Origin of the sequence: Phyllobacterium myrsinacearum, from assembly GCF_002980555.1 — a bacterium.
In the GTDB taxonomy this organism is placed as follows: Bacteria; Pseudomonadota; Alphaproteobacteria; order Rhizobiales; family Rhizobiaceae; genus Phyllobacterium; species Phyllobacterium myrsinacearum.
Window position 1 is genome coordinate 642,894 of the sequence record NZ_PVBT01000001.1, and the last position, 26,634, is coordinate 669,527.

The 26,634-nt window shown below is 60.1% G+C and carries 25 protein-coding genes; 9 read left to right on the plus strand and 16 right to left on the minus strand.

Features of this window, described 5'->3' with window-relative positions; translation table 11 throughout:
* Positions 1-34 precede the first annotated feature (34 nt).
* Complete coding sequence (locus tag C5750_RS03050) at positions 35-2,491, plus strand: penicillin acylase family protein (RefSeq protein WP_105732372.1); 2,457 nt, start codon at positions 35-37, stop codon at positions 2,489-2,491.
* Between the two features lie 5 nt (positions 2,492-2,496).
* On the opposite strand, the gene C5750_RS03055 is transcribed toward C5750_RS03050, so the two are convergent.
* From C5750_RS03055 to moaA, 7 genes are all read right to left on the minus strand, one after another.
* A complete protein-coding gene (locus C5750_RS03055; RefSeq protein ID WP_105733085.1) occupies positions 2,497-3,117 on the minus strand; it encodes a glutathione S-transferase family protein in 621 nt (206 codons plus the stop codon).
* 25 nt (positions 3,118-3,142) lie between these two features.
* Positions 3,143-3,979, minus strand: a complete 837-nt coding sequence (locus C5750_RS03060) for an ABC transporter permease (protein ID WP_105732373.1) — start codon at positions 3,977-3,979, stop codon at positions 3,143-3,145.
* Positions 3,976-4,686 (minus strand): ABC transporter permease, encoded by a 711-nt coding sequence (locus tag C5750_RS03065; protein ID WP_105732374.1) that lies wholly within the window; start codon positions 4,684-4,686, stop codon positions 3,976-3,978. Before C5750_RS03065 ends, C5750_RS03060 begins: the two co-directional genes overlap by 4 nt.
* A gap of 135 nt (positions 4,687-4,821) precedes the next feature.
* Positions 4,822-5,610 carry an ABC transporter substrate-binding protein gene (locus C5750_RS03070; RefSeq protein ID WP_105732375.1) on the minus strand — a complete coding sequence of 263 codons (789 nt, stop codon included), beginning with the start codon at positions 5,608-5,610 and terminating at the stop codon, positions 4,822-4,824.
* 233 nt (positions 5,611-5,843) lie between these two features.
* Positions 5,844-6,353 (minus strand): molybdopterin-guanine dinucleotide biosynthesis protein B, encoded by a 510-nt coding sequence (gene mobB / locus C5750_RS03075; protein WP_105732376.1) that lies wholly within the window; start codon positions 6,351-6,353, stop codon positions 5,844-5,846.
* The gene (gene mobA, locus C5750_RS03080; RefSeq protein ID WP_105732377.1) at positions 6,350-6,991 is read right to left on the minus strand and encodes a molybdenum cofactor guanylyltransferase MobA; all 642 of its coding nucleotides are present in this window, start codon (positions 6,989-6,991) and stop codon (positions 6,350-6,352) included. Before mobA ends, mobB begins: the two co-directional genes overlap by 4 nt.
* 279 nt (positions 6,992-7,270) lie before the next feature.
* Positions 7,271-8,260, minus strand: a complete 990-nt coding sequence (gene moaA / locus C5750_RS03085) for a GTP 3',8-cyclase MoaA (protein WP_105732378.1) — start codon at positions 8,258-8,260, stop codon at positions 7,271-7,273.
* A gap of 182 nt (positions 8,261-8,442) precedes the next feature.
* On the opposite strand from moaA, the gene C5750_RS03090 reads away from it, so the two are divergent.
* Together C5750_RS03090 and C5750_RS03095 are read left to right on the plus strand one after the other, a co-directional pair.
* The gene (locus C5750_RS03090) at positions 8,443-8,820 is read left to right on the plus strand and encodes a gamma-butyrobetaine hydroxylase family protein (RefSeq protein WP_105732379.1); all 378 of its coding nucleotides are present in this window, start codon (positions 8,443-8,445) and stop codon (positions 8,818-8,820) included.
* Between the two features lie 490 nt (positions 8,821-9,310).
* Complete coding sequence (locus tag C5750_RS03095) at positions 9,311-11,188, plus strand: L,D-transpeptidase family protein (RefSeq protein WP_245420960.1); 1,878 nt, start codon at positions 9,311-9,313, stop codon at positions 11,186-11,188.
* Between the two features lies 1 nt (position 11,189).
* Here the strand turns inward: C5750_RS03095 and C5750_RS03100 are convergent, their stop codons facing one another.
* The 7 genes from C5750_RS03100 to C5750_RS03130 all read right to left on the minus strand — a co-directional run bounded on the left by C5750_RS03100 (position 11,190) and on the right by C5750_RS03130 (position 17,404).
* On the minus strand, positions 11,190-11,516 hold the full coding sequence (locus C5750_RS03100) for a hypothetical protein (RefSeq protein WP_105732381.1): 327 nt from the start codon (positions 11,514-11,516) through the stop codon (positions 11,190-11,192).
* A gap of 286 nt (positions 11,517-11,802) precedes the next feature.
* Positions 11,803-12,534 (minus strand): proteasome-type protease, encoded by a 732-nt coding sequence (locus C5750_RS03105; RefSeq protein WP_105732382.1) that lies wholly within the window; start codon positions 12,532-12,534, stop codon positions 11,803-11,805.
* A gap of 31 nt (positions 12,535-12,565) precedes the next feature.
* Positions 12,566-13,363 (minus strand): transglutaminase family protein, encoded by a 798-nt coding sequence (locus tag C5750_RS03110; RefSeq protein WP_105732383.1) that lies wholly within the window; start codon positions 13,361-13,363, stop codon positions 12,566-12,568.
* Between the two features lie 5 nt (positions 13,364-13,368).
* The gene (locus C5750_RS03115) at positions 13,369-14,310 is read right to left on the minus strand and encodes an alpha-E domain-containing protein (RefSeq protein WP_105732384.1); all 942 of its coding nucleotides are present in this window, start codon (positions 14,308-14,310) and stop codon (positions 13,369-13,371) included.
* A gap of 81 nt (positions 14,311-14,391) precedes the next feature.
* Positions 14,392-15,804, minus strand: a complete 1,413-nt coding sequence (locus C5750_RS03120) for a circularly permuted type 2 ATP-grasp protein (RefSeq protein WP_105732385.1) — start codon at positions 15,802-15,804, stop codon at positions 14,392-14,394.
* A 225-nt stretch (positions 15,805-16,029) separates the two neighbouring features.
* Positions 16,030-16,536, minus strand: coding sequence for a BA14K family protein (locus C5750_RS03125; protein WP_105732386.1), 507 nt, complete (start codon positions 16,534-16,536; stop codon positions 16,030-16,032).
* 184 nt (positions 16,537-16,720) lie between these two features.
* Positions 16,721-17,404, minus strand: coding sequence for an HAD family hydrolase (locus C5750_RS03130; protein ID WP_105732387.1), 684 nt, complete (start codon positions 17,402-17,404; stop codon positions 16,721-16,723).
* A gap of 244 nt (positions 17,405-17,648) precedes the next feature.
* Between C5750_RS03130 and rpiA the strand changes: the two genes are divergently transcribed.
* The 3 genes from rpiA to gor all read left to right on the plus strand — a co-directional run bounded on the left by rpiA (position 17,649) and on the right by gor (position 20,509).
* Positions 17,649-18,344: a ribose-5-phosphate isomerase RpiA gene (gene rpiA, locus C5750_RS03135; protein WP_105732388.1), complete on the plus strand. Its 696-nt coding sequence runs from the start codon at positions 17,649-17,651 to the stop codon at positions 18,342-18,344.
* Between the two features lie 36 nt (positions 18,345-18,380).
* Complete coding sequence (locus C5750_RS03140; RefSeq protein ID WP_105732389.1) at positions 18,381-18,995, plus strand: DUF2059 domain-containing protein; 615 nt, start codon at positions 18,381-18,383, stop codon at positions 18,993-18,995.
* A gap of 122 nt (positions 18,996-19,117) precedes the next feature.
* Positions 19,118-20,509: a glutathione-disulfide reductase gene (gene gor, locus C5750_RS03145; protein ID WP_105732390.1), complete on the plus strand. Its 1,392-nt coding sequence runs from the start codon at positions 19,118-19,120 to the stop codon at positions 20,507-20,509.
* 33 nt (positions 20,510-20,542) lie between these two features.
* Here gor and C5750_RS03150 read toward each other — a convergent pair whose 3' ends face one another.
* Positions 20,543-22,042: an FAD-dependent monooxygenase gene (locus C5750_RS03150; protein WP_105732391.1), complete on the minus strand. Its 1,500-nt coding sequence runs from the start codon at positions 22,040-22,042 to the stop codon at positions 20,543-20,545.
* 105 nt (positions 22,043-22,147) lie between these two features.
* Between C5750_RS03150 and C5750_RS03155 the strand changes: the two genes are divergently transcribed.
* A complete protein-coding gene (locus tag C5750_RS03155; RefSeq protein ID WP_105732392.1) occupies positions 22,148-22,786 on the plus strand; it encodes a TetR/AcrR family transcriptional regulator in 639 nt (212 codons plus the stop codon).
* A gap of 18 nt (positions 22,787-22,804) precedes the next feature.
* On the opposite strand, the gene C5750_RS03160 is transcribed toward C5750_RS03155, so the two are convergent.
* Positions 22,805-23,689 (minus strand): alpha/beta hydrolase family protein, encoded by an 885-nt coding sequence (locus C5750_RS03160; protein WP_105732393.1) that lies wholly within the window; start codon positions 23,687-23,689, stop codon positions 22,805-22,807.
* A 196-nt stretch (positions 23,690-23,885) separates the two neighbouring features.
* Between C5750_RS03160 and C5750_RS03165 the strand changes: the two genes are divergently transcribed.
* Together C5750_RS03165 and nhaA are read left to right on the plus strand one after the other, a co-directional pair.
* Positions 23,886-25,265: a class II 3-deoxy-7-phosphoheptulonate synthase gene (locus tag C5750_RS03165; RefSeq protein WP_105732394.1), complete on the plus strand. Its 1,380-nt coding sequence runs from the start codon at positions 23,886-23,888 to the stop codon at positions 25,263-25,265.
* 158 nt (positions 25,266-25,423) lie between these two features.
* Positions 25,424-26,611: a Na+/H+ antiporter NhaA gene (gene nhaA / locus C5750_RS03170; protein ID WP_105732395.1), complete on the plus strand. Its 1,188-nt coding sequence runs from the start codon at positions 25,424-25,426 to the stop codon at positions 26,609-26,611.
* Positions 26,612-26,634: the final 23 nt, after the last annotated feature.

The following is a 26,634-nucleotide window of genomic DNA, read 5'->3' on the forward strand; positions in this document are numbered from 1 at the left end:
ATGTGTTCGAAGGATTGCGGGAGAGGTTAGGACAATGCGGCGGATCATCAAAGGCCTATTGTGGATTGTTTTTTCGCTCATACCGCTCGCCCTGATCGCAGGAGGCGCGGGTTACGTCTGGCTGGCGCGCTCGGTGGCCCCGGCCACCGGCGAGATGGTGCTGACGGACCTTGCGGCGCCCGTCACGGTGACGCGGGACAGGAACGCGGTGCCGCATATCGTCGGCAGCAATGTCGAGGATGTCCTGACCGCTCTCGGCTTTGTCCATGCGCAGGAACGCCTGTGGCAGATGGAGGTGACCCGTATGGCCGGGCAGGGACGCCTGTCAGAAATGTTCGGCGACAAGACGGTTTCCACGGACCGGTTTCTGCGCTCGCTCGGCGTCTATGAAGCGGCCGCCGCCTCCGCCGCTTCGCTCGATCCGGCCGACCGCAAGCGCATCGATGCCTATGTGCGCGGCATCAACGCCTTCATCAACAGCAAGGGGCGCCCGTTCGCCTCGAAATATTCGCCTGAATTTGTCATTCTCGGCTACAAGCCGGATGAATGGACAGCCGCCGATGTGATCGTGACGCTGAAGATGATGTCCGTGACCTTGGCGGCCAATATCGATCAGGAGGTTTCGCGCCTTAAATTTGCCCGGCTGGGAATGACGGACGCGGAAATCACCGATCTCTTGCCGCCCGTGGCCGATGACGCACCGCCGCCGCTGCCGGACCTGAAGCAGCTTCTGGGCCTGCCAAGCGGACCGATCAGGACAGGCGCTTTGCAAGCCGAACAGCAGTTTGCTTCGCTCAACGCCGTCATGTCGACCGGCGCATCGAACAACTGGGTGGTGGGCGGGGCGAAGACCGAAACCGGCAAGCCCATCCTGGAGAACGATCCGCACCTCGGGCTGACGGCGCCTGCCGTCTGGTACCTGGCGCATCTGGAAGTGAAGAATGCCGATGGCAGCAGCAAGAATCTCGTCGGCGTGACGCTTCCGGGCGTGCCTTTGGTACTGCTGGGGCGCAATGATCGCATTGCCTGGGGTTTCACCAATACCGGCGCCGACGTTCAGGATATTTTTGTCGAACGGATCAATCCGGCCAATCGCAACGAATATCAGACACCGGAGGGCTTTGCGCCGTTCCGCAGGCAGCCTGTCACCATCAAGGTCAAGGGCGGCAGTGATGTGACCTTCGACCGGCTGGTCACGCGGCATGGGCCGGTGCTGCCTGCGGATTACCGTGGTCTTGATCATTATCTGCCTGACAACACGGTGGCAGCGCTGGCATGGACCGCCCTTGCCGAGGACGACAGAACCATATCGGCTGGCCTGAAACTCTGGGACTTTGCCAGTGTGGCGGATTTCCAGAACGGGATGCGCGATTTCGTCACGCCGATGCAATCGATCGTGATTGCCGACGTCGACGGCAATATCGGACTGATCGCACCGGGCAGGGTGCCGGTCCGCGATCCGGCCAACCGGATCATGGGGCGTGCGCCGTCGCCGGGCTGGGATGCAACCTATGACTGGAAGGGCACTATTCCCTATGAGGAGCTGCCCCGCCGCTATAATCCACCGGAGAATGTCATCGGCACGGCCAATACCAAGATGGTGGATGCGGCCTATCCGCATTTCCTGACGTTCGACTGGGACGAGACATGGCGGCTGGACCGGATCAAGGCGCTGATCTATGGCGCGGACAGACAATCGATGGAGAGCAACCGCAAGGCGCAGGGCGATGCCTATTCCAACGCCTATGCGGTGCTGGGGCCGGTGATGCTCAAGCTGATCGAAGGGCGAAAAGACATCGATCAGGCCGCGTTCAAACAGTTGAGCCAATGGGATTATGTGGAGGACCGCAACCGCATCGAGCCCTTGCTGTTCAATGCCTGGCTGCGCGCGGCCACCAAACGCATTGTCGAGGATGATCTCGGCGAAGCGTTCCCAACCTACTGGCAGGTCCGGGTATCGGCGATGCTGCGCTGGCTCGGGCCCAATCCGGCGCGCGACTGGTGTGACGACGGGCGGACGCCGGAGAAGGAAAGCTGTGGCGACGTGCTTGCCCTGGCGCTGGCCGATGCCCTGAAAGATCTCGACGGGCGCCTTGGCGCGGACCGCTCGAAATGGAACTGGGGTGCGCTGCACTATGCCTATGGAGCGCACCGGCCGTTTGCGCAGGTCAGCCCGCTTGACCGCCTCTTCAATGTGGACGTACCGGCCTCCGGCGGGGCTTTCACGCTCGACCGTGCCAAGTCGCAACTCACGGATGAAAGCAATCCGTACCGCGCCACCCATGGCAGCAGCTATCGCGGGCTGTTCGATCTGGCCGATCTCAACCGGTCTACCTATATCCAGACCACCGGCCAGTCCGGCAATGTGTTTTCAGCCAATTATCGCGATTTTGCGCAGAAATGGGCCGATACGCAGGGAATTACCATCCCGACGGACGAAAAGGCCTATCAGGACGGATTGCTGGGGGTCTGGCGGTTGAAGCCGCAGTAAGCCGGTCAGGTGAGCGGTATCATCACGGCCTTCCGGTAAGCCGGGCGGGCCCTGAGGCGTTCATACCATGCGAACAGATGCGGATGATCGGGGCGCGTGATCGGCATCTCGAACCAGGCATAGGCAAAACAGCCGAGCGGGATGTCGCCGACACCGAAGTCTTCCCCGGAGAGATAGGGCTGGGAAGCCAGCGCCGCATCGGCGATTTCGAACATTGCGCTGCATTCGGCCAGACCCTTGGCCTTGGCGGCGTGATCCTGCTGGTCGGGCGCAAGTCTGACGGTATTCCAGAACACGTCGCGGAAGGGGCCGGCTATGCTTGAGGTCGTCCAGTCCATCCATTTCTCGGCGCTGGCGCGGGCGGCGGGGTCTGCGATGAGCAGGCGGGCCTCACCGTATTTGGCCGCGAGATAGCGCACGATGGTGTTGCTTTCCCACAGGGCGAAGCCGTCGTCTTCAATGGCGGGCACGCGGCTGTTGGGGTTGATGGCGCGGTATTCCGGGCTGGCCACAATGCCATGGGCACCGCCAGCGGGAATGTTTTCATAGGGAATGGACAGTTCTTCGGCCGCCCAAAGCGCCTTTTTGACATTGGTCGAGTTACCGCGGCCCCAGATTTTCAGCATCATTGTTTCTTTTCGGTCAGTTGAATCAGCGTATGAGATGGCGGGTGATGCGGCGTTCCATCCAGTCCCAGATGTGACGCAATATTTCCACCAGCAGCAGATAGATGATAGCGGCCCAGAGATAGGCCTGGAAATCGAAAGTCCGTGAATAGGCGAGTTTGGTGTAGCCCATGAGATCGTAGACGGTGATCAGGGCGACGATGGCCGACCCCTTGATCATCAGGATGACCTCGTTGCCATAGGGGCGCAGGGCAACGATCAGCGCCTGCGGCAGGATGACCTTGCGGAAAGTGACGAATTTGGAGATGCCGAGGGAGGCTGCGCCTTCCCATTGTCCGACCGACACGCTCTGGATGGCGCCCCGTAATATTTCCGCCTGATAGGCCGCCGTATTGAGCGCGAAGGCCAGGAAGCCGCAATACCAGGCTTCGCGGAAGAACCACCACAGCCCGATTGTTTCGAGGAAACCGCGAAACTCGCTGACGCCGTAATACATCAGGAAAACCTGGGCGATCAGCGGCGTGCCGCGGAAGAAATAGACATAGGCATAGGCGATCGCCGAGCCGATCCTGTTCTTGGTCATCCGGCCATAGGCCACGGGGACCGACAGGATGGCCCCGAAAATAATGGAGCTGAACACCAGGGTCAGCGTGGTGACGAGGCCCTGCCAGTATTTCGGGCCATAGGTCTGGATGAGCACGATATCCCAGGCGGCATAGAGATCGAGGAGGAGCCCGATGATCAGCGCGGCCCAGAATGCGACAAGCACATGGCCGATGATCCGTGTCCGTGTCCAGCGTTTCGCCGGGGCAGGCGGACGCGACACGACGGCCGTGCGGGCGTTGAGGAAGCTTTCGGTCATCGCCGCACTCCACTGGCTGTCGTGCGCCGTTCAATGGCATTGATCACGAAGGACGAGAGAATGGCGAGCACCAGGTAGATCAGGCACGCCGTGCCGTAGAACAGGAAGGCGTGCTTGGTCACGCGCGCCGCGACGCCCGTCTGGCGCAGGATATCGGCCAGTCCGATGGCGGATACCAGCGCCGTATCCTTCAAAAGGATCATCCAGAGGTTGGAAAGGCCGGGCAGGGCGACACGGATCAGTTGCGGCAGGACCACCTTCCACATCGTCTGGCCGTAGGAAAGGCCGATGGCATAACCGCCCTCATACTGGCCGCGCGGGATGGCGCGGAATGCGGACAGAAAAACCTCGCTGGCATAGGATGAAAACACGGCGCCCATGGCGAACATGCCGGCCAGAAACGAGTTGATTTCAATGGTTCCGGCAAAACCCAAGAGCACGCCGAGCTTCTGGATGCCGATCTGTGCGCCGAAATAGACGAGAAACAGGGTGAGCAGCTCGGGCAGGCCACGAAAGATCGTGGTGTACATATTGGCCGCAAGCCGGATGGACGGTTCTTCGGCCTGCTTGCCGAGAGCTACGAAAAATCCGATGAGCAGACCGACCGGCAATGTCGCAAGCGCAAGAGTGACGGTCACCAGAATGCCGCTTGCTATGCTCAGGCCCCAGCCGCCTTCACCAAATCCCAACAACGCAATTGAGCCCATAGGCTTCTTTCATTCTTTTGCGGACCATTCCCCAGTGCCCGATTTTTCGGGCCGGCCCGTCATTTTGAACTTAGAGATCGACGGAGATGGCGGAAATCCGCCATCTCCAGTGCCGCTTCTGAAAAGAAGCCTTAGTTACTCGGCGCCATAAACGTCAAGCTTGAAGTACTTGTCGTTGATCTGCTTGTACTTGCCGTTCTTGCGGATCGCGGCGATGGCATCGGAGAATTTGTCAGCCAGGGCCGTGTTGCCCTTCTTGACGGTTACACCGGCGCCCGGACCATGGATGACCGGATCCGGCGTGATCGTGCCGAGGAGCTTGCAGCACTTGCCGGCATCGCTGTCGAGCCACTGGCCGAGCACGACGGAGTCGTCCATGGCAGCGTCGATGCGGCCATTGGCCAGGTCGAGCTTATATTCGTCGGCGGTCGGATACATCTTGATGTCGGCGCCGCTGTACTTGGCTTCGGCAAAGTTGGAGTGGCTGGTCGATGCCTGCACGCCCAGCGTCTTGCCCTTCAGGGATTCCGGCGTGACGTCCTTCAGCTTGGAATCCTTCGGTACGGCAATGCCGGGAGGGGTGTTGTAGTACTTCTTGGAGAAATCGACCTTCTTCAGGCGCTCATCCGTGATGGACATGGATGCGATGATGGCATCGAACTTGCCGGCCTGCAGGGCGGGAATCATGCCATCCCAATCCTGGGTAACGAAGGTGCACTGCGCCTTCATCTCTTCGCAAAGCGCCTTGCCGATGTCGATGTCAAAGCCTTCCAGCTTGCCGTCCGGCGTCAGGTTGTTGAAGGGCGGGTAGGCTCCCTCTGAAGCGATGGTCAGCTTCAGGGCGTCCTCCGCATGGGCCGCTCCCATGGACAATGCAAAGGCAACGGCGGCAACGCCGAGTGCGAGACGCTTGGTGATACGCATTATTCAACCTCTCTTTTGTGGCCCGGCTGTTCCCCTGTTCTTTTGGACAGCCTTCCGGGCAAGGTCGCAGTTTTTTCGCTGCTCCTGACCGGCGATATTCCCACTAGTTTTCTGATAAAAGCAACCGGGAATCTTTTACCAGCAGGCGATTCAGGGCGGCAAAACCACATAATTGTTTGTGCATTATATTTTTCTTGCGCAGCTTCCGCGCGAAACGTCATTTCATGGCGCGTTTAACGTGCAAGTCCCATCTCGCGCTCGATAAAGTCGGCCAATTCTGTCGTGTTATCGAGGTCGAAAACGGGAATCCGCTCACCTGCGACCGGGAAATCGCTGGCGATGGCGACCACGCTGGGATCATTCTGGGCCAGGTTCTCGCCGGACCGTCCTTCGCGCCGCCGTGTCTCGATCTTCTTGTGGCTTTCGCGCTTGTAGCCCTCGACCAGAACAAGATCGCAGGGGGCAAACCGCGCGACAATCTCCTGAAGTGTCGGCTCCGCCTCATCTGCCAGTTCGTGCATGAGCGCCCAGCGGCGGCCGGAAACAATGGCCACCTCGCCGGCGCCCGCCTTGCGGTGGCGGAAGGAATCGGTGCCTTCCTGATCGATGTCGAAATCATGATGGGCGTGTTTCACGGTTGCAATCTTCCAGCCGCGCCGCGTCAGTTCCGTGACGAGCTTCACCGTCAGCGTTGTTTTGCCTGAGTTCTTCCAGCCGGTGATGCCGAAGATGCGGTGGGTCATAGGCCTGGTTCCCCGTTCTGCTGTTCTGCAATCATCATTCGGGCCTGATCGAGATCGCCGGGACGATTGATATTGAAGAAGGGATCGAATGAATCGCCTGATTGCGCCGTCATCAGCGGAAAATCCACCGTGCGGTGCGCGTGGTTTTCAATCCAGGTCCGCACCCGCCGGTTGTGCGGATCGCACAGCCATTGCTTCAGGTCCTCCTTCATCGCTACCGGCCAGAGCCCGAAGACCGGGTGCCATGTCCCATCGGAGACCGCGACGGCGATGTGATCCGGGGCATCGGCGATGGCGCCGCCAAGCCTGGCGGCGAGATCACGGGGGAAGAATGGCGTATCGGTGGCAACGGTCAGGATATGGGTGAAGGCAAGAGGGCTGCCTGCCGCCCATTCCATACCCGCAGCGATACCCGCGAGAGGGCCGGCAAACCCGGTGACGCTATCGGCGACGACGGGAAGGCGCAGGCCGGAAAACTGCGAGGGATCGCCATTGCTGTTGATGGCCACGGCTTCGAGCTGGGGCGACAGGCGCCCGGCGATGAAATCAATCAGCCGCGCCGCGCCGAACGGCAGAAGCGCCTTGTCTTGGCCGTCCATGCGGCTGGAACGGCCACCGGCCAGAATAATCCCTGCCATACGCACGGCTAGAGCATTTTCCGGCCGTATTGACCGTATTCTGTTTCTCGTCTGGCGAGACAATCCGCGCGGAAGGTGGCGAGGCCGATGTGGTTCATCGGACGAAGGCGCCTGACAAAGCGGGTGTCCGCCAGACGGAAACCCGAAGGGACGGGGCCTGTTGCGCCAATTTCGGTGCAAAGCCACTCGCCCGCACGCAGAGTGCGGGTCTTCCTGTCTTTGCTTGATCTTGGCACAACATGCCTCCGTCAGAATAGATCAATACGGCCGGAAAATGCTCTAACCGCCGGTGACGCTCATGTGGCGCGACACTGCCGGGCGGTTGTGGCGGCGGTCGATGATGAAATCATGTCCCTTCGGCTTGCGGCCGATGGCTTCGTCAATGGCGTCGTTCAATAGGTCATTGCCTTCCGAGGCGCGCAGCGGCGCGCGCAGGTCGGCGGCGTCTTCCTGGCCCAGGCACATATAGAGCGTGCCGGTGCAGGTGAGGCGAACGCGGTTGCAGCTTTCACAGAAATTGTGCGTCATCGGCGTGATGAAGCCGATGCGCCCGCCGGTTTCGCGGATTTGGGCATAGCGCGCCGGGCCGCCGGTCTTGTAGGGAATGTCATCCAGCGTGAATTGCCGGGCAAGGTCGGCCCTGACCATGGACAGCGGCAGATACTGATCGGTCCGGTCCAGATCGATCTCGCCCATCGGCATGGTTTCGATCAGCGTCAGGTCCATGTCGCGGCCATGGGCCCAGCGGATCATCTCGGGTATTTCCAGATCGTTGAACCCTTTGAGGGCCACGGCATTCAGCTTGACCCGGATGCCGGCCGCCTGTGCGGCATCAATGCCTTCCAGGACCCTGTTCAGATCGCCCCAGCGGGTGATGGCGTGGAATTTTGCCGGATCGAGCGTATCGAGCGATACGTTGATGCGTTTGACGCCGTGACCGGCCAGTTCAGCCGCATAACGGGCAAGCTGCGAGCCATTGGTGGTCAAGGTCAATTCTTCGAGAGCACCGCTGCGCAGATGGCGCGACAGCTCACCGATCAGGTGCATGATGTTCTTGCGCACCAGCGGTTCGCCGCCGGTCAGCCGCAGTTTTTTGACGCCCTTTTCAATGAAGGCGGTGCAAAGGCGGTCCAGTTCTTCCAGTGTGAGAAGGTCTTTCTTGGGCAGGAAGGTCATGTGCTCGGACATGCAATAGGTGCAGCGGAAATCGCAGCGGTCGGTGACTGACACGCGCAAATAGCTGATCGTTCTGCCGAAAGGATCAACCATCGGTGTTTGTACAGCCGGTTTCTCAAGCAATGCGATGTGGTCCAAGTCAACCTCCTTGAGAAGAGATAGGGTGGCGGCCGCGGCTTGTCCAGTCACTATAGGGTTATGGCGAGCGGGGATTGCCCACTTGCGACCAAATGCCGGGGCGCATAGAGAGAAGCGCACATGAAGGAGTATCTGCCATGACCAATGCCTGGCCCAAGGAATTGCGGGTAAGCAAGGATCGCCGTTCCCTGACGATCGCATTCGATACCGGCGAAAGCTACACTTTGAGTGCGGAACTGCTGCGTGTGGCCTCGCCATCGGCGGAAGTGCAGGGGCATTCGCCCGAACAGCGCGTCACGGTTCCGGGCAAGATGAATGTCGAAATTGCCAAGATGGACCCCGTCGGCAATTATGCCGTGCGCATCACCTTCGACGACATGCACGATACCGGCCTTTTCAGCTGGGACTACCTGATCGACCTCGGCCGCAACCGCGATGAGCGCTGGCAGGCCTATCTCGATGAACTGGCGGCCAAGGGCCTGAGCCGCGAGCCCGTGGCCCGTCATCGCCATTGATCGCTGCCGCTGGACAATAGCATCGCTATCCGCTCAGGCTTTCCCGTAGAAATATTTTCTCCAGAAGACTATCATATGCTTTGGCTGGTGTGCTCGAAGTACTTATAGATGCTATAGTAAATAACAGTAAAGTTACTTTGATACATTTCTACGATGCCGCCGCCCGGTCAATGTTTCGCGTCACTTGAGATGTGACATTATTGCATGTTCTGCAAAAGAATTGATTGTGTTCGGGGCGTGATGTGCGAATCGTTGTGAAAGCTGCGGTGAATCGCGTTAAATGAGCCAAAAGCCGACATGACGGCGTTCGATCGATGCACGCGAATATAAATCGAGGGGGCGGGTTATTGTTAAAAGATTGTAAATAGGATGCGGCGAAACTGGCTGTGAATCACCATTCGTGGCCTGCATCCGTTGCGGGCGTGACTGTACCATCTGGGCGAGCATTATGAATTCCTATTCGAAAAAGCATGCGATTTTTGTAGCTGCCATGTTGTCGGCCACAGCCATTTCCATGTCTCCGGCACTGGCCGCCGACAATTTGATGGAGTTCCTGTTCGGCAGCCGCCGCGTCGAGGCCCAGCGGGTCTATCCGCCGAAACCCGATCTGCCGAGGCAGCAGCAGCCCGTTGCCCGGGCCGCGCCGGTCAAGCGCGTGACGGTGACCGCACCGAAGAATTACGATTACAAACCGGATGCGCTGGTGCGGGTGGACTTTTCCAAGATCGACCTGCAGTTGACGGCATCGGCCAACCAGAGCCGCGATTCCGCGCCGCAGATACCGCTGGAACAGTTCGGCCTGAAGTTCGAGCAGATCAAGGAAGCCCATATCCTGGCGGAAAAGGACATAGCGGACGCCATCGTTGCCTATTATGGCCTGAAACAGCAGCCCATCTGGACCTCATCCTATGATGTCTCGGCCAAGGCCAAGGCAGTCGCGGCGCTGTTCAATGCGGCGGGCGAGGCCGGACTTGATCCGAAGGACTATGCGGTTAAGCTGCCGAGCGACGACTATGACCGGGCCAACATCCCGGCGCGGTTGAAGGAGCTGGCGGATTTCGAACTGACCATGTCGGCACGGGCACTGCGCTATGCCATGGACCAGGGCGATGGGCGCATCAATCCGAACCGGCTGAGCGGGTTCCACGATTTCGCCGTTGACCGGGTCAAGCCGCGTGCGGTGATCGAGCAGCTTGCGTCGGCCAGTGATGCCGCTGCGCTGCTCAAAAGCTTCGAGCCGCAGAACAAATGGTATGCGGAACTGAAGCAGAATCTGCATGAACTCGGCGGGGCAAGCTCCGAGCCGACGGTGCGCGTTGCCGCCGGTACGATGATCCGTCCGGGCGAAGAAAACCCGGAAATCCGCAACGTGGTCGCCTTGATCAAGGCGAAGGCGCCGAAGGATTTCCTCGCCAAGCACGAGGCGGTGCTGCAGGAGCATGAAAATGCGACGGTTTACGACCCGAGCCTGGTCGAGGCGATCAAGGATTTCCAGACCAGCCAGGGCAAGAAGCCCGATGGCGTGATCGGGCGCGGCACCATCAGTGCGCTGCAGGGCGAGACCAACAGTTCCAAGCGTGACCGCATTCTCTATTCCATGGAGCGCCTGCGCTGGCTGCCGCACGATTTCGGCAAGCGCTACGTCTTCATCAACCAGCCGGCCTACCGCGCCCAGTATTTTGACGACAATACGGAAAAGCTGGCGATGAACATCGTGGTGGGTTCGCCGACCAACCAGACTTATTTTTTCGACAACACGATCCAGACCGTTGTGTTCAACCCCTCCTGGGGTGTGCCGCGGTCCATCATTCTCAATGAGATGATGCCGAAAATTCTCAATAACCCCTCCTATCTCGAAAACAGCGGCTACGAGGTCTATGACAAGTCCGGCCGTGTCATTCCATCAAGCGCGGTGGACTGGGCGCAGGTGGCTTCGAGCGGCGGCGGTGTCGGCATCCGCCAGAAGCCGAGCCTCGACAATGCGCTGGGCGAGCTGAAAATCCTGTTCCCCAACAGCCATGACATCTACATGCATGACACGCCGGCAAAGTCCTACTTCAAGCGGGATATGCGGGCGCTCAGCCACGGCTGTATCCGCCTGGAACGTCCGCGCGACATGGCTGCGGCCGTGCTCGGCGTGCCGGTCGAGGAACTGACCCAGTACTTTGGCAAGAACGAGCGCAGCGTCCGGGTCAAGGACCCGCTGCCGGTCTACGTCTCCTACTTCACCGCGTGGCCGGATGCCAGGACGGGCGCCGTCCAGTATTTCGACGACGTCTATCAGCGCGATCTCTACATGGAGAAGGCCATCGTCAAGACGACAGCCGTCCGCCAGGCGGATGGTCCGCAGACGACCGCAAAGCTCTAGGCTACCGGTTTTCGGACGGCGGTTCGACCTGCGGGTGTTCAAAAGCATCGCCGTCGCCCTGATCGAGAAAAAGCAGCGACGGGTTATGTCCCGCCGGCTTGAGATGGCTGACGACATGCAGCTGGTTGCCCGCATCGCGGTGGATGGAATAAACCAGTTCACCATCAAAACGCCTTTCCACCTTCCTGCTCTCGATGCGGAAACGCAGCGTCAGCGCCACGAGGGCGAGCAGAAAGGCGGGCGGGACGATCAGCCAGAGCGCCTTGATCCAGTCGGGTGAGGATTGGAACGTGTCGAGCAGATTTGACCAGAAATTGTAATTGTCCATGTTCACTCCCTTGTTTCGCGAGGAAAGTGGCCACCCGAGGGTTATCCTCTGGTGACCGGGAGGTTCATAAGCCGCCAACAGACGACCGCCACGGCCTTTAAGCCGAAGCTCTGGACATACGCCGAGGCCCCCCCGGCCATAGAGCTGAGGAGGTGCCTTTGCGGTCGACACCGACCGCTGTTGGAGGGGTTATGAAGCCCCAAGACCGATCCGTTTCGACCGGCCTCATGGCGGACCATAATGGGAAAGTGAAGCGGGCGGAAGGGGTTAGGGCACCAGTTTGCAGCTAATCGATCTCGAAGGAAGGCAGGCTCTGGAATGCCAGTTTCAGCGCCTGCGACCAGCCGTCGGAAATGGCCTCGTAATAGGGATCGTTGCGCTCGATGCGTTTTTCAAAGCCCAGTTTGAGGCTGTCGGCCGCGTAAAACTGCATGTCCAGGGGCAGGCCGACCGACAGGTTGGATTTCAGGGTGGAATCGAAGGACACCAGCAGCAGTTTGGTTGCTTCCTCGAATGTCATGGCCGGATCGTAGGAACGCACGATGATCGGCTTGCCGTATTTGTGTTCGCCGATCTGGAAGAACGGCGTGTCGGGCGACGATTCAATGAAGTTGCCCTCGGGATAGATCAGGAACAGGCGGGGCTCGCCGCCCTTGATCTGCCCGCCAAGAATGATCGAGGCGCCGAAGGAATCGGCGCGCTGGCCGTTGGAATCCACGTCGTGGATCACATTCTTGATCGTATCGCCCACCAGCTTGGCCGTCTGGAACATCGAGGGCATGTCGAAGATCGATGGCGCGCGCTCGGACGGGATTTTGGTGCGCTCGTTGAGAATGCTGATCACGGTCTGCGTGGTGGCCAGATTTCCGGCGGACAGAAGCGTGATGACGCGGTCACCGGGCTTTGCCCATGTGTACATCTTCTTGAACGTGGAGATGTTGTCGACACCGGCATTCGTTCTGGTGTCCGACATGAACACAAGGCCACGGTCCAATTTAAGCCCGACGCAATAGGTCATCGCGAATCCCGAATTTAAAAAATCCCGGCGATTACTGCTCTACATTGAGGTCCACGGCAAGTGATTCCATGCCCGGACCGAAGCGCATGCCGGAAATGGGCGATGCTTCATTGTAATCCAAACCGCAGGCGATGCGCACATAATGTTCGTTCGGGCAGATATTGTTGGCCGCGTCGAAACCGACCCAGCCGAGCCCGTCAATATGGGCTTCCGCCCAGGCATGGGTGGCGGTCTGTTCGATGCTGTCGAGCATCATGAGATAGCCCGAGACATAGCGGGCCGGAATTTTCAGGACGCGGGCAACGGCGAGGAAAACATGGGTGTGGTCCTGGCACACACCCGTTCCCAGCGTCAGCGCTTCCTCGGCCGTCGTGGCGATGTTGGTGGTGCCCGGCGTATAGGCGACGGCACTGTGCAGCGTGTCCATCAGCTCATGCATGAGCGCCAGCTTGTCGCCCTTGACGTTCAGGCTGGCGGCAAGCTGGCGGACGGCGTCACCCGGTCTTGTCAGTGCCGTTTCGCGCTCATAGAGCCAGGTCGGCATGAAATTATAGACCTTGCCGAGCACGCCGGAACGGTCTTCCGTCTCCACCTGGCCCGCGGCCTCGATGACCAGTTCCGTGGCGTCGCGGTTAAGCCGCACGAGCTGTGTCCGGTTGCCGTAACCATCGCGGTAATTCGCCTCCTGCTCGGCCCCGTGAACCGTCACGGTCCAGTCGATGACCTTCTGGCCGGGCGCGCTCGAGGGATGCAGGCGCAAACGCTGGACAGCATATTGCACCGGGAAATCATACTGATAGCGCGAGGTGTGTTTGATGGTCAGGAGCATGGCGTTCAATCGAAATTGTAGGCTTCGGCAATTTTGCTGCCCAGGCCGTATGTCTGATAGATCAGGTCGCTGAGAAACTCATGCAGGCCATTGTCGAAGATGGTGCGGATGTCGTTGTTTTCGAGCCGTGTCATGATGCTTTCCGCCATGTCATGGCACGCATGCCGCGTGCCGTAATCATTGGCGAGAAATTTGAGATTGTCGACGATATTCGAGTAACAGAAGTTCAGCGACCGCGGCATGCGCGCGTTGAGGATCAGGTAATCGGCGATGTTCACCGGATTGTATTCGACGTCATAGACCCAGCGATAGGAGCGGTGGGCCGAGACCGAGCGCAGGATCGACTCCCATTGAAAATTGTCGAGTGTCGTGCCGACATAGGAAATCGACGGCAGCAGCACGTAATATTTCACGTCGAGAATGCGCGCCGTGTTGTCGGCCCGTTCGATGAACGTGCCGATGCGGGCGAAATTAAAAATCTCGTTGCGCAGCATCGTGCCGTGAAAGGCACCGCGGATGATGGCGGTTTCGCGCTTGATCTGGTCGAGGACGCGCGGAAGATCCGTTTCGGGAACCGCCGCGGCAAGCGTCGATTTGAGGATCATCCAGGTTTCGTTGACGCTTTCCCAGGCTTCGCGCGTCAGGGCCGTGCGCACCATGCGGGCATTGGACCGGGCCGTTTCGATGCAGGACATCACGCTCGACGGATTGCCAAGGTCGCGCAGCAGAAAATCCGAGACCAGGCTGGCATTGTATTCGCCATATTTGGCGTCATAGCCGATTTTCACCCCCGCGCTCATCAGCACGGAGGACCATTCCTCCGGCGCATCGGAGGTTTTCGTCAAAGCCATCCGCAAACCGGCATCGATCAGGCGTGCCATATTCTCTGCCCGCTCGATATAGCGGAACATCCAGTAGAGACCATTCGCGGTGCGGCCAAGAAGCATGTTTTGGTTGATCCCTCTTTTATGTCTTGGTGGGGCCGTCTGTGGCAGCCCTTATTCCCCATTCAGGCCCATTCAAAATGCTCAGTCGTCGAGAACCCAGGTGTCCTTTGTCCCGCCTCCCTGGCTGGAATTGACCACGAGCGAGCCTTCCTTCAGCGCCACGCGGGTCAGGCCGCCCGGCGTGATGCGGATGCGGTCGGACACGAGGACGAAGGGGCGCAGATCGACGTGGCGCGGGGCCAGGCCCTTTTCCGTCATGATCGGCGTCGTCGACAGGGCGAGTGTCGGCTGGGCGATGTAGTTTTTTGGATTGGCCTTCAGTTTCAGCGCGAAATCCTCGCGTTCCTGCTTGGTGGCCGCCGGCCCGACCAGCATGCCGTAGCCGCCCGAGCCATGAACCTCCTTGACGACAAGGTCGGCGAGGTTTTCCAGCACGTATTTCAGCGTGTCCGGTTCGGAGCAGCGATGGGTCGGCACATTCTCGAGGATTGCCTTGCGCCCGGTATAAAACTCGACGATCTCCGGCATATAGGAATAGAGCGCCTTGTCGTCGGCGATGCCTGTGCCGGGAGCATTGGCGATGGTGATGTTGCCGGAGCGGTAGACATCCATGATGCCGGCAACGCCGAGCGCTGAATCGCGGCGGAAGGTGAGGGGATCGAGGAAGGAGTCGTCGACGCGCCGGTACAGCACGTCGATGGCGCGGTTGCCTTCCGTGGTCCGCATCACCACCTTGCCATTTTCGATCTTGAGATCGCTGCCCTCGACAAGCTCGACACCCATCTGGTCGGCCAGGAAGGCGTGTTCGAAATAGGCTGAATTGTAGATGCCGGGGGTCAGGACGGCGATGGTCGGTGTGCCGTTGCAGCCGGGCGGGGCGACGGCGGCCAGGGATTGGCGCAGCTGTTTGGGATAGGTCTCGACCGGCCGCACCTTGATCTGCTGGAACAGCTCGGGAAACAGCTGCATCATGGTTTCGCGGTTTTCCAGCATGTAGGACACGCCCGACGGCGTGCGGGCATTGTCCTCCAGGACGTAGAACTGGTTTTCTTCGGTGCGCACGATGTCGACGCCGATAATGTGGGTGTAAACATTCCCCGGCGGGCGGAAGCCGACCATCTCCGGCAGGTAGGCATCGTTGTGGGTGAACAATTCGCGGGGAATGCGGCCCGCGCGGATGATTTCCTGGCGGTGGTAGATATCGTCGAGAAAGGCATTGAGCGCCATCACGCGCTGTTCGATGCCCTGCGACAGGCGGCGCCATTCATTGCCGGTGATGATGCGCGGGATGATATCGAACGGGATCAGGCGTTCTGCGGCTTCTTCATCGCCGTAGACGGCGAAGGTGATCCCGGTTTTGCGGAAGACATTTTCTGCATCGCGCGCTTTCTGCGCAAACCGTTCCGGGTTCTGGGTATCAAGCCAGCATTGCAGTTGTTCATATGGCGGGCGTACCTGACCGCCGGTTTTGATCATTTCATCAAATGGCTTCACTCATAATCCCCTTCACGCACGATCATTCAAGCGCGTTGGGAAAAAAATGCAAGCACATTCCGCTATTTACGCTGCAACGCGGATAATCGCCCAAAAAATGGGCAATGGTTGCGGATTTGAGGCAAATGGGCCGCTGCTTTCGTCTAAAGCATAGGCGGCAACACACCAAAGTGAACCCGGCCGCTGATGCGGCCGGGTTCGTGAATCAAGCTGTTCCGTTTCGCCTTATCGTGAAACGCACTGGCGGCGCGGGCCGTTATTGGGCTGGTATGTATTGTCATAGGCCCGGTACGACCGGTAGCGGTTGTAGCACCAGCGTGTGTGATAGCTCGAGCCGCGGCTGACAACGCGGTCATTGTTGATGGCGTTGCCGATGATCAGGCCGCCTGCGAACGCCGCGAGCGGGAACCAGGCGCCATTATAATAGCGATAGCCGGGCCGGTAGTCGCGATATCCGCGATGCCCCCGGTACCAGTAGCGGTCGCCGCGCCATCCCCTGTTACCGTGCCAGCCGCGATTGCCGCGCCAGCCGCGGTCACCGCGCCAATGGCCGCCACCGCCGCGCCAGCCATGGCGCATCCGCCAATTGCCGCCATCGCGCACTTCCTTGACCGGATTCGAGCCTTCGATGGATAGGGGCACCATAGGGGCGGAATAACTGGCCACGGAGCTTGCGGAAACCATGCCAACCGACATGACGGCGGCAGTGAACAACGAAACAAGCTTTCTCATATTTCCTCCTGAAATCCCGAAGATGCGTATCCTCGTTTTCATGAATGCGTGGAAACTCCAAATAATACACCTATTGGCGTAGTATCGATCAAAGTATGCAACGCATGATTGCAGACTTTGTTCCATTCGCAATCTTCGGACAATGTGCCGGCGAGAAAGCTAAGTCTTTCCGATTCAAGCAAAATCAGGCGTTGACCGCATTGATCAGACGTTCGGCGAGGTCAACATTCAATTCACGATAGTGTGAAATGACCTTGCTCGGCCCATAGCTCGACACATGCAGGTCCGAATAGCCGAAATCCACGGCAACCACGGGAATGCCAGCGGCCTTGGCGGTGTCGATGTCCGTCCGGCTGTCGCCGATCATCAGGGCGCGGTCGCGGTCGCCGCCCGCCTTGGCAATGGTCTCGAAAAGGTGGCGGGGATCGGGTTTGCGGAACGCGAACGTGTCCGATCCGCAGATGGCGGCAAAGCGCTGCGTCTGCCCGAGCGCTGTCAAAAGGCTGACGGAAAGGCCCTCGAACTTGTTCGTGCACACGGCAAGCAGATAACCGGCCTTGGCAAGATTGTTCATCACGTCCTCCACGCCCTCGTAGAGCGCGGAATGACCGGGCATGTGCTTGCCGTAGTGCTCGAGGAAGAGACCGACCAGCCAGTCGAGCTGTTCCGGGCTGAGGATTTTCTGCTGTGCCTCGAATGCCCGCTCGATCATCACGCGTCCGCCTTGGCCGACGTAGCGGCGCAGGGCAACCGGATCGACTTTGTGCATGCCGGCCGCTTCAAGACAGTGGTTGAGACTGTCGAGCAGGTCCGGGGCGGTATCGACCAGGGTGCCATCGAGATCGAAAACAACAATAGGTTTGGACATTAAGTGCACCTGCAAATTTGAGGTTCGAATGAGGATATCAGCGATTTATGCATTTCAGGCGTGGTACGATCCGCTAATGTCTGGGGCGAAATCATGTATCGAGCCTTGACCCGTCTGTCTGACGTGTTAGGGAGCCAAATGGAACGAATGTGACATTCGCATCCCATTTTGACATCACGCACCATATGCGAATGTCAGAATCGGACCACTGGTGTCAAGTCAAAGCAGGGAGAGGGCGCCGAGGATGGATGCCAGGACACTGAAGATCAAGGCGGCTGCCGAAGCGCTGACCTATGTGAAAAATGGCATGCGCCTGGGTATCGGCACCGGCTCCACCGCTGAAGAGTTTGTTCGCCTTCTGGCGGAAAAGGTCGCCGCTGGCCTTGATGTCATCGGCGTGCCGACATCGGAACGCACGGCGGCGCTGTGCCAGGAGCTTGGCGTCAGGCTGACCACGCTGGAGGAAACGCCGGTTCTGGATCTGACGATCGATGGCGCCGACGAGATCGGCCCTGAGCTTGCCTTGATCAAGGGCGGCGGCGGCGCGCTGCTGCGCGAAAAGATCGTGGCTGCCGCGTCGGCGCAAATGGTTGTGATTGCGGACGAGTCGAAGAATGTCGAGGTGCTCGGCAAGTTCCCGCTGCCGATCGAAGTGAACCGTTTTGGTCTTGCGGCAACGAAAATCGCCATCGAAAAGGCGGCTGCCGCGCTTGATCTGTCCGGTTCCCTTACATTGAGGATGACGGGAGGCGAAGCATTTGTTACAGACGGCGGGCATTTGATCCTGGATGCATCTTTTGGCCGCATTCCGGATACAAGAGCGTTGTCAAACGCTCTGCACGCCATACCGGGCGTTGTGGAGCATGGACTATTTCTGGGGCTGGCGCGCGTGGCTATTCTGGCCGGTGCTGACGGCATACGAACACGAACACAGCCTTAACAGGCAAAGTCTTGAGAAAAACGGAGCAATAAATCCATGAACCGAGCAACTGGCTTTCGCCGTTTGATTGCACCTCTGTCTGTCGCGATCATGCTGGGCAGTCTTTACACTGCACAGGCGCAGGAAATCACCGCATCGCATCTCTCCGCTGCCCGTGCCGCTATCGCAGCGATCAAGGCAACCGATGCGTTCGACTCGATTCTGCCGGACGCGGCGCAGAACCTGAAAGCGCAATTGATCGACAAGGACCCCAATCTTGAGTCCATCATCAGTTCCACCGTTGACGAGCAGGCTCTGGCCCTGGCCGCCCGCCGTGTCGATCTCGAAAATGAAGCCGCCCGTGCCTACGCCGTTTCCTTTTCCGAGGAAGAGCTGAATGCCATCACCGGCTTCTACAATTCGCCGGCCGGCAAGAAGCTTCTGTCCGAAGGCCCGATCGCGACGCGCGAAGTCATGAAGGCTGCCACCATCTGGCGCAATGGCATTGCCCGCGATCTTGCGCAGGCCGTCGCCGAGAAAGTTGTCGCAGCCGCCGCAGCGACCGCACCGGTAACGCCAGCGCCAGAAACACCGGCAGCGCCGGAAGCGCCTGCCAAGGCCCCGGCAAAGGCACCGGCCAAGCCGGCAGCCCCTGCCAAGCCGAAGCCCTGATCCTTTTGTCTTCCTGACTGTTTGCAAAGCCCGGTGTCAAAGCCGGGCTTTGTTCTTTTAAAGCGACGGGATAAAACCCATGTAAAGTGACCGGCAGCAGAACAGATTCGGAGTGCGTGTAAATGGCGACCTATGACTATGACCTCTTTGTCATCGGCGGCGGGTCCGGCGGTGTCCGCGCGGGACGCCTGGCGGGAGCCATGGGCAAGCGGGTCGGGCTGGCGGAGGAATACCGCATGGGCGGTACATGCGTCATTCGCGGTTGCGTGCCCAAGAAGCTCTTTGTCTATGCCTCGCAATTCCAGGAGCATTTCGATGCGGCGGCCGGTTATGGCTGGACCGTCGGCAAGAGCACCTTCGACTGGCCGACGCTGATCGCCAACAAGGATCGCGAGATCGCCCGTCTGGAAGGGCTTTACCGCAAGGGGCTGGAAAACTCCGACGTGGAGATTTTCGAAAGCCGCGCTGTGCTGATCGACGATCACACGATTGAAATCCTCAAGACCGGCAAGCGGGTGACCGCTGACCAGATTCTGATCGCTGTCGGCGGCCATCCCAGCCCGCACCCCTCGCTGCCGGGCAATGAATTCTGCATCAGCTCGAATGAAGCGTTTCACCTGGATACACTGCCGAAAGCCATTGTCATCGAGGGCGGCGGTTACATCGCGGTGGAATTCGCCAATATTTTCCATGGCCTTGGCGTCGATACGACGCTTGTCTACCGCGGCAGGGAGATATTGTCGCGCTTCGATCAGGATCTGCGCCAGATGCTGCATGCGGCCATGGCGGAGAAGGGCATTCATATCCGTTGCACGGAAATCATCACCAAGGTCGAACGCCAGCACGACGGACGCAAACTGGTGCATCTGTCGGGCGGGGATGCCCTTGTTGCCGATCAGGTGATGCTGGCCATCGGCCGCGTGCCGAACACGGCATCACTCGGCCTCGAGGCTGCCGGTGTTACCGTTGACGAGACGGGTGCAATCAAGGTGGACGGCTACTCGCGCACGAGCAGGCAAAACATCTGGGCGGTTGGCGATGTCACCAACCGGGTGCAGTTGACGCCGGTCGCCATTCATGAAGCCATGTGCTTTCTTGAGACCGCCTTCAAGAACAACCCGATGCAGCCGGATCACGCGCTGATTGCAACGGCGGTGTTTTCGCAGCCGGAGATCGGAACGGTTGGCTTGACCGAGCAGGATGCGGCACGACAGTTCAAGGAGATCGAAGTCTACCGGGCCGTGTTCCGTCCGATGCGCAACACACTGTCCGGCAGTACCGAAAAGATGCTGATGAAGCTGATTGTCGACGCGGCAAGCCGCAAAGTGGTTGGTGCGCACATTCTTGGGCCCGATGCGGGCGAAATGGCACAGCTTCTGGCCATTCCCATGAAAGCCGGATGCACCAAGGACGATTTTGACCGCACCATGGCGGTGCACCCGACGGCCGCCGAGGAACTGGTGACGATGTACAAGCCGACATACCGGATCGTCGACGGAGTGCGTGCCGGCTGATATCGAGCCTTGCGCCGGTCAAGGCTCACGGGGTCACGCTAGCGGCGGCACGAACCAGCGCTGGAGTGCCTGCTCCAACCCATCCGTGCTGTCGCCATCACCTGCCCAGGCAATGCAGGCATCCGGACGGATCAGCAGGGAAGGCCCCGCATCGGCGGCGATGCACCGCACCCTTCCTGTGCGGGCGGCAACGAGGCTGGAGGCCTTGCCGCCGGCGGATGCATCGAGAAAAACGCCCATCCCATCCTGCATCAGATCGTAAAGCGCGATACCGGCGTTGCCGTGGCTGACCGGCCGGTCGCCGGTCAGCCGGCCTACCTCGTCCCGTTCCGATCCGAGATCGTAACGGATGGAAAGGCCGCTCATCATCGCGCCGATGAAGCGGTTGACGTCGTCGAACTGCAAGAGCTTGACGATGATGTCCCGCATCGCGCCCGCCTGCGGATCGGGCCGCATGATGGCCATCTGGGCAAGCGTGTTCGCCAGAACGGCTTCGGCGACGGGGCGCCGCTCATCCGTATAGGTATCAAGCAGGCTTTTGGGCATTTCGCCGCGAATGACCGCGGCGAGCTTCCAGCCGAGATTGGCGGCATCCACCAGCCCGAGGCTCAAGCCCTGACCGCCGAATGGCGTATGGATATGCGCGGCATCGCCAGCCAGCAGCACCCGCTCCTTGCGGTAGGTGTCGACAAGCCGCGTGTTGTCAGTCCACCGGCTCCCGCTTTCGAGTGCCTTGACGCGGACATCGGCACCGCTGACACGGCGCAGAACCGCTTCGATCTCCTCCCGCGTGACCGGCGCCTGCCGGTCCTGCGGCGGACCTGCAAACTCGATCATCACCAGCCGGCCGGGGAACGGCCCGTAGGAGAAGATGCCGCCCGGTGTGTGCCGCCAGCCCATCGGGGCCAGGCGGCCCGGATGATCGATATCGGCAACAGCCTGGTAGAAGGTGGATGAGGGCGGCGTTCCGGGGAAATCGAAACCGGCCATCTTGCGGATCGAACTGCGTCCCCCGTCGCAACCGGCGAGATAGGCGCAGCGAATGCGGTCCACGCCTGCCGGAGATGTCCATTCCACGTCAATGCCGTCGGTCTGCGCGATGAAGCGGGTGACATCGCAGCTGCGGCGGACATCGATTCCAAGCGCACATGCGCGGTCGGCCAGCATGGCTTCAAGGGCCTGCTGGTCCACGGGGCGGGCGCGGCGTTCCGGCTCGCTCTGCGCGTCCTTGCGGATCAGCGAGAGGCCGGCGAAATGGCCGCTATATTTCGACCCCTTGGCTCGCGGGTCCAGTCCGGACTGCGCCATCGCGGCGAAACTGGCCGCCTCCGCAGCGGCGATGGCGGCCGTCATGCCGCGCCGCTGCAACGCCTCAAGCCCCAATGGTCCGAGCCCGCCGGCCTTCATTTCCAGGCTCGGCTTGGGCAGGCGCTCCAGAACGAGAACGCGCGCACCGCCCAAAGTCAGTTCGATGGCGGTTAGGAGCCCGACGGGTCCGGCGCCCACGACCACAACATCAATGGCATGTTTCATATACTTGATCCTAATATGTACTCAGTACATTTATATGGGATCAACCGACGCTTCGTGTCAATACAAAATTGTACTCAGTATACAAATCGTGCTATCAGCACAGCCATGACAGTGCCATCCGACCGCCGATCCCGTAAGCGCCTCGCCACCCGCCAAAGCATCTCCATCGCTGCCACCCGGCTTTTCATGCAGCGCGGCTTCGATCATGTGACGGTGGACGAGATTGCGTCTGCCGCCGATGTCGGGCGGATGACCGTGTTCAATCACTTTCCCCGCAAGGAGGATATGTTCTTCGACCGCGAGGAAGAGGGGCGCGAGATGCTGCGCAATGCTTTGCAGCGGCGCGAGCCGGGCGTCACTCCGGTCGAGACATTGCGCCTGCTGGCACACCGGCTGGCTGCGGAGGACGTTCCTTATCTGAGGTTTTCGGTCAGGAGCCAGGCCTTCATGGCGACGATCGAGGGCAGTGAAACCCTGAAGGCCCGGGCAAGGGCGATCCGCGACGAGCTTGCGCAGACCATCAGTCTGGCCCTGTCCGAGAGCGCGGGGCGGGAACCAGCCGATCCCGATGCCGATCTGGCCGCCGGGCTGCTTCTGGCGACTTGGACCACGGCTTTCGTCCAGGCGCACCGCTCCTTTCAGTTGAAACAGGATGCGCGGGAAGCGACGGCCGTCTTCCTCGGGCTTGTCGACCAGGGAACCCTCGGCCTGAAAGCCGCGATGGCAGGCACGCCCTACGCCTGAACAAGCACAGCCGTTCTTTCAGGCAACGCGTTGTTCGGCGCGGTGCGTTGCGCCGTGCGGCACCTTCCCGTGAAGCAGCCAGTCGATGACGGGCGGCCACAGGGTCGCGGCATGGTGTTTGCGGAAGAAGCCGAGGTGACCGATTGCGCCGCCGGTCGATTGTTCGGGGGATAGCCACAGCTGGTTTGTCGGCGCATTGCTGTAATGGGTCAAAAGGTGATCGATTGCCTTCGGCGTTCCCCAGGGATCGTCGGTCAGTCCGACGGCAAGAAGGGGCGTGCGCACCGCGTGAAAATGCTTCGACTCCGGTGTTCTCGCATCGCCGAAAAGGAAGTTGGGATTGCGGCACCAGCGGGCCCAGTCCTGGAAGACGCTGCCGGGCAGTTCCTCGCCGATGCCGCTCCATTTGGGCACGCGTCCGAGCGAGAGTGCCAGGGGCAGGGCAAGGAAGTTCATCTTGGCAAAGACGGAAAACGGTTCGGCCGTATAGCGGTAATAGCCGGAGAGCGAGGCAAGCGATGTATAGCGGGCAAAGTCGGAAGACCGGTTGCTGAGGCCAAGCGCCAGGCCGCCATAGGAATGGCCGATGCCCACCAGCGGCCGGTCGCCGGCCGCGCGCCTGAGACTATCGGTCGCCGCGGGAAAGTCGAGCACGCCCCAGTCTTTCATGCCGAGGCGTGGGGTCCATCCCTTCGGCGTTCTGGATTTCGCGACGCCGCGATAATCATAGGTCAGCACCCTGGAGGCGCCGCAATCGAGCAGTTGGTGGGCAAAGTGCCGGTAAAACGAGTTGGGAACAGCAGCGGCGGACGAGATCAGGACGGCAGGCCCGTCGCCATTTCCGTCAAACATGCTGCCATGCAGGGGAAAGCCATCAGAGGCTTGAAAGGCAACGTCGCGCATCGGCCGCTCCAATTTTGACTTTGACGTTAACGTAAATCAAAAAGCCGCCAGCGACAATCTCGATTTCGTGTTTGCGCCACAAACCTTAACGGGACTGGTATATTGGGGATATTTCCACTATATGAGCGCCTTCCGGAGCAACCGGAAAACGCAAACCACCGCTACCCAGTGCGGACAATAGAAAACAGGTGCAATAATGACGAAGAACTGGACACCGACTTCCTGGAGAGGCAAGCCAATCAAGCAGGCTCCTTTCTATCCGGACGCTCAGGCTGTGAGCGATGTCGAGGGCCGTCTTCGTACCTATCCGCCGCTGGTTTTTGCAGGTGAGGCGCGCAAGCTGAAGCGCCAGCTCGCAGCCGTGTCCAAAGGGCAGGGTTTTCTGTTGCAGGGCGGCGATTGCGCCGAGAGCTTTGCCGAGCATGGCGCAGACAATATCCGCGACTTTTTCCGCGTGTTCCTGCAGATGGCGGTTGTCCTGACCTTCGGTGCATCGCAGCCTGTCGTGAAGATCGGCCGCATTGCCGGTCAGTTCGCCAAGCCGCGCTCGGCCGATACGGAAACCAAGAATGGCATCGAGCTGCCGGTCTACCGCGGTGACATCATCAATGGCATGGAGTTCACCGAGGCTGCCCGCATTCCTGATCCGAACCGCCAGGAAATGGTCTATCGCCAGTCGGCTGCAACGCTGAACCTTCTGCGCGCTTTCGCCCAGGGCGGCTATGCCAACCTGGAGAACGTGCACCAGTGGATGCTCGGCTTCGTTTCGGACAGCCCGCAGGGTGAGCGCTATGAGTCACTCGCCCGCACCATCTCCGATACGATGGACTTCATGCGCGCCGTCGGCATCACCTCTGAAACCAACCACACGCTGCGCGAGACGGATTTCTACACCAGCCACGAAGCCTTGCTGCTTGGCTATGAAGAGGCCTTGACCCGCGTGGATTCCACGTCCGGCGACTGGTATGGCACGTCAGGCCATATGATCTGGATCGGCGACCGTACGCGCCAGCCGGACCATGCCCATGTGGAATACTGCCGTGGCATCAAGAACCCGCTTGGCCTGAAGTGCGGCCCTTCGCTGGAGCCCGATGGCCTGATCAGGCTGATCGATCTGCTCAACCCGGAGAACGAGCCCGGCCGTCTGACCCTCATTGCCCGTTTCGGCCATGACAAGGTGGGCGACCATCTGCCCAAGCTGATCCGTGCCGTGCAGAAGGAAGGCCGCGACGTGGTCTGGTCCTGCGATCCGATGCATGGCAACACGATCACGGCCAATGGCTACAAGACACGGCCCTTCGACCGTATCCTGAAGGAAGTCGAGGGCTTCTTCGCCGTTCATCATGCGGAAGGCACCTATCCGGGTGGCATCCACATCGAGATGACCGGCAAGAACGTGACGGAATGCACCGGTGGTGCACGGGCGATTTCGGCGGAAGATCTGTCCGACCGCTACCACACCCATTGCGATCCGCGCCTCAACGCCGACCAGGCGCTGGAACTGGCGTTCCTCGTTGCCGAGCTTCTCAAGAAGGAGCGCAATGCGCATCCGCAGAAGATCGCCGTTAACGGCTGATCCGTCTGAACGGCAGTCAAGAAATGTGAGGGGCGGTCTTTCCAAGGCCGCCCTTCGTTTTGGGCGATGGGGCGACCGCGGCGGCCTGATCACGCATCTGTCAGAACGCCGGGCCGTTTTGGCTGGAAATTTATGTCTTTGGATTCTATCAAGGTTCCATGACAACAAAACCTTCGCGCCGAATCCGTCTGACAGCGTCTTTCCGTTCCTTCATCGAGAGCGAAGCCTCCGGTGGCATCATCCTGATGGTGGTGGCCGCGCTGGCGCTGGTCATTGCCAATTCACCGCTCAGTGACGGTTATTTCGGCCTTCTGAAGACCTATGTCGGCGGCCTGAGTATTCTTCACTGGGTGAATGATGCGCTGATGGCGATCTTCTTCCTGCTGGTCGGGCTGGAAATCAAACGTGAAATGATCAGTGGCCAGTTGTCGAGCTGGTCGCGGCGCGCATTGCCGGGCTTCGCTGCGGTCGGCGGCATGGTGGTGCCCGCCGCCATCTTCCTTGCCTTCAACGCCGGTACCGAAACGGCACGGGGCTGGGCCATTCCGTCGGCAACGGATATCGCCTTCTCGCTCGGCGTGTTGTCCCTGCTTGGCTCGCGCGTGCCTTTGTCCCTGAAGGTTTTCCTGACAGCGCTTGCCATCATCGACGATCTGGGTGCGGTTCTCATCATTGCGCTCTTCTACTCGGAAGGGCTGAATATTCCCGCCGTTGCCGGTGCCGCCGGTGTCTTCATCATCCTGATGGCCATGAACCGTCTCGGCATGGTGCGGCTCTGGGCCTATCTCGTCCTCAGCGTCATCCTGTGGATTCTGGTGTTCAAATCAGGCATTCACGCCACGGTGGCCGGTGTCCTCCTGGCGCTGACCATTCCGATGCGCGGGGCCAAGAATGGGCAGGCTTCGGCCGAATCGCCGCTGCTCAAACTGGAACATGCCATCCAGCCCTGGGTGGGCTTCGCCATCGTTCCGATCTTCGGTTTCGCCAATGCTGGCGTGTCCTTCAGCGGCGTCTCGCTGTCCAATCTTGCCGATCCCGTCCCCCTTGGGGTGGCGGCAGGCCTGTTCGCCGGCAAGCAGATCGGCGTCTTTGCCTTCGCGGTTCTTGCCATCAAATTGCGGCTGGCGGAGCGCCCGGCGGGTGCAAGCTGGTTCCAGATTTACGGGGTTGCGATGCTCTGCGGCATCGGCTTCACCATGAGCCTGTTCATTGGCCTTCTCGCCTATGCAAATTCGCCCTTGCTGCAGGATGAAACAAAGCTGGGCGTGCTGCTCGGATCGCTCCTGTCGGCGGTGATTGGCGCGGCGCTTCTGCGCGTGTCGCTGGTGCGGGCGCCGAAGGCGTGATTGCGCAAGGCACCGTCCGGCGC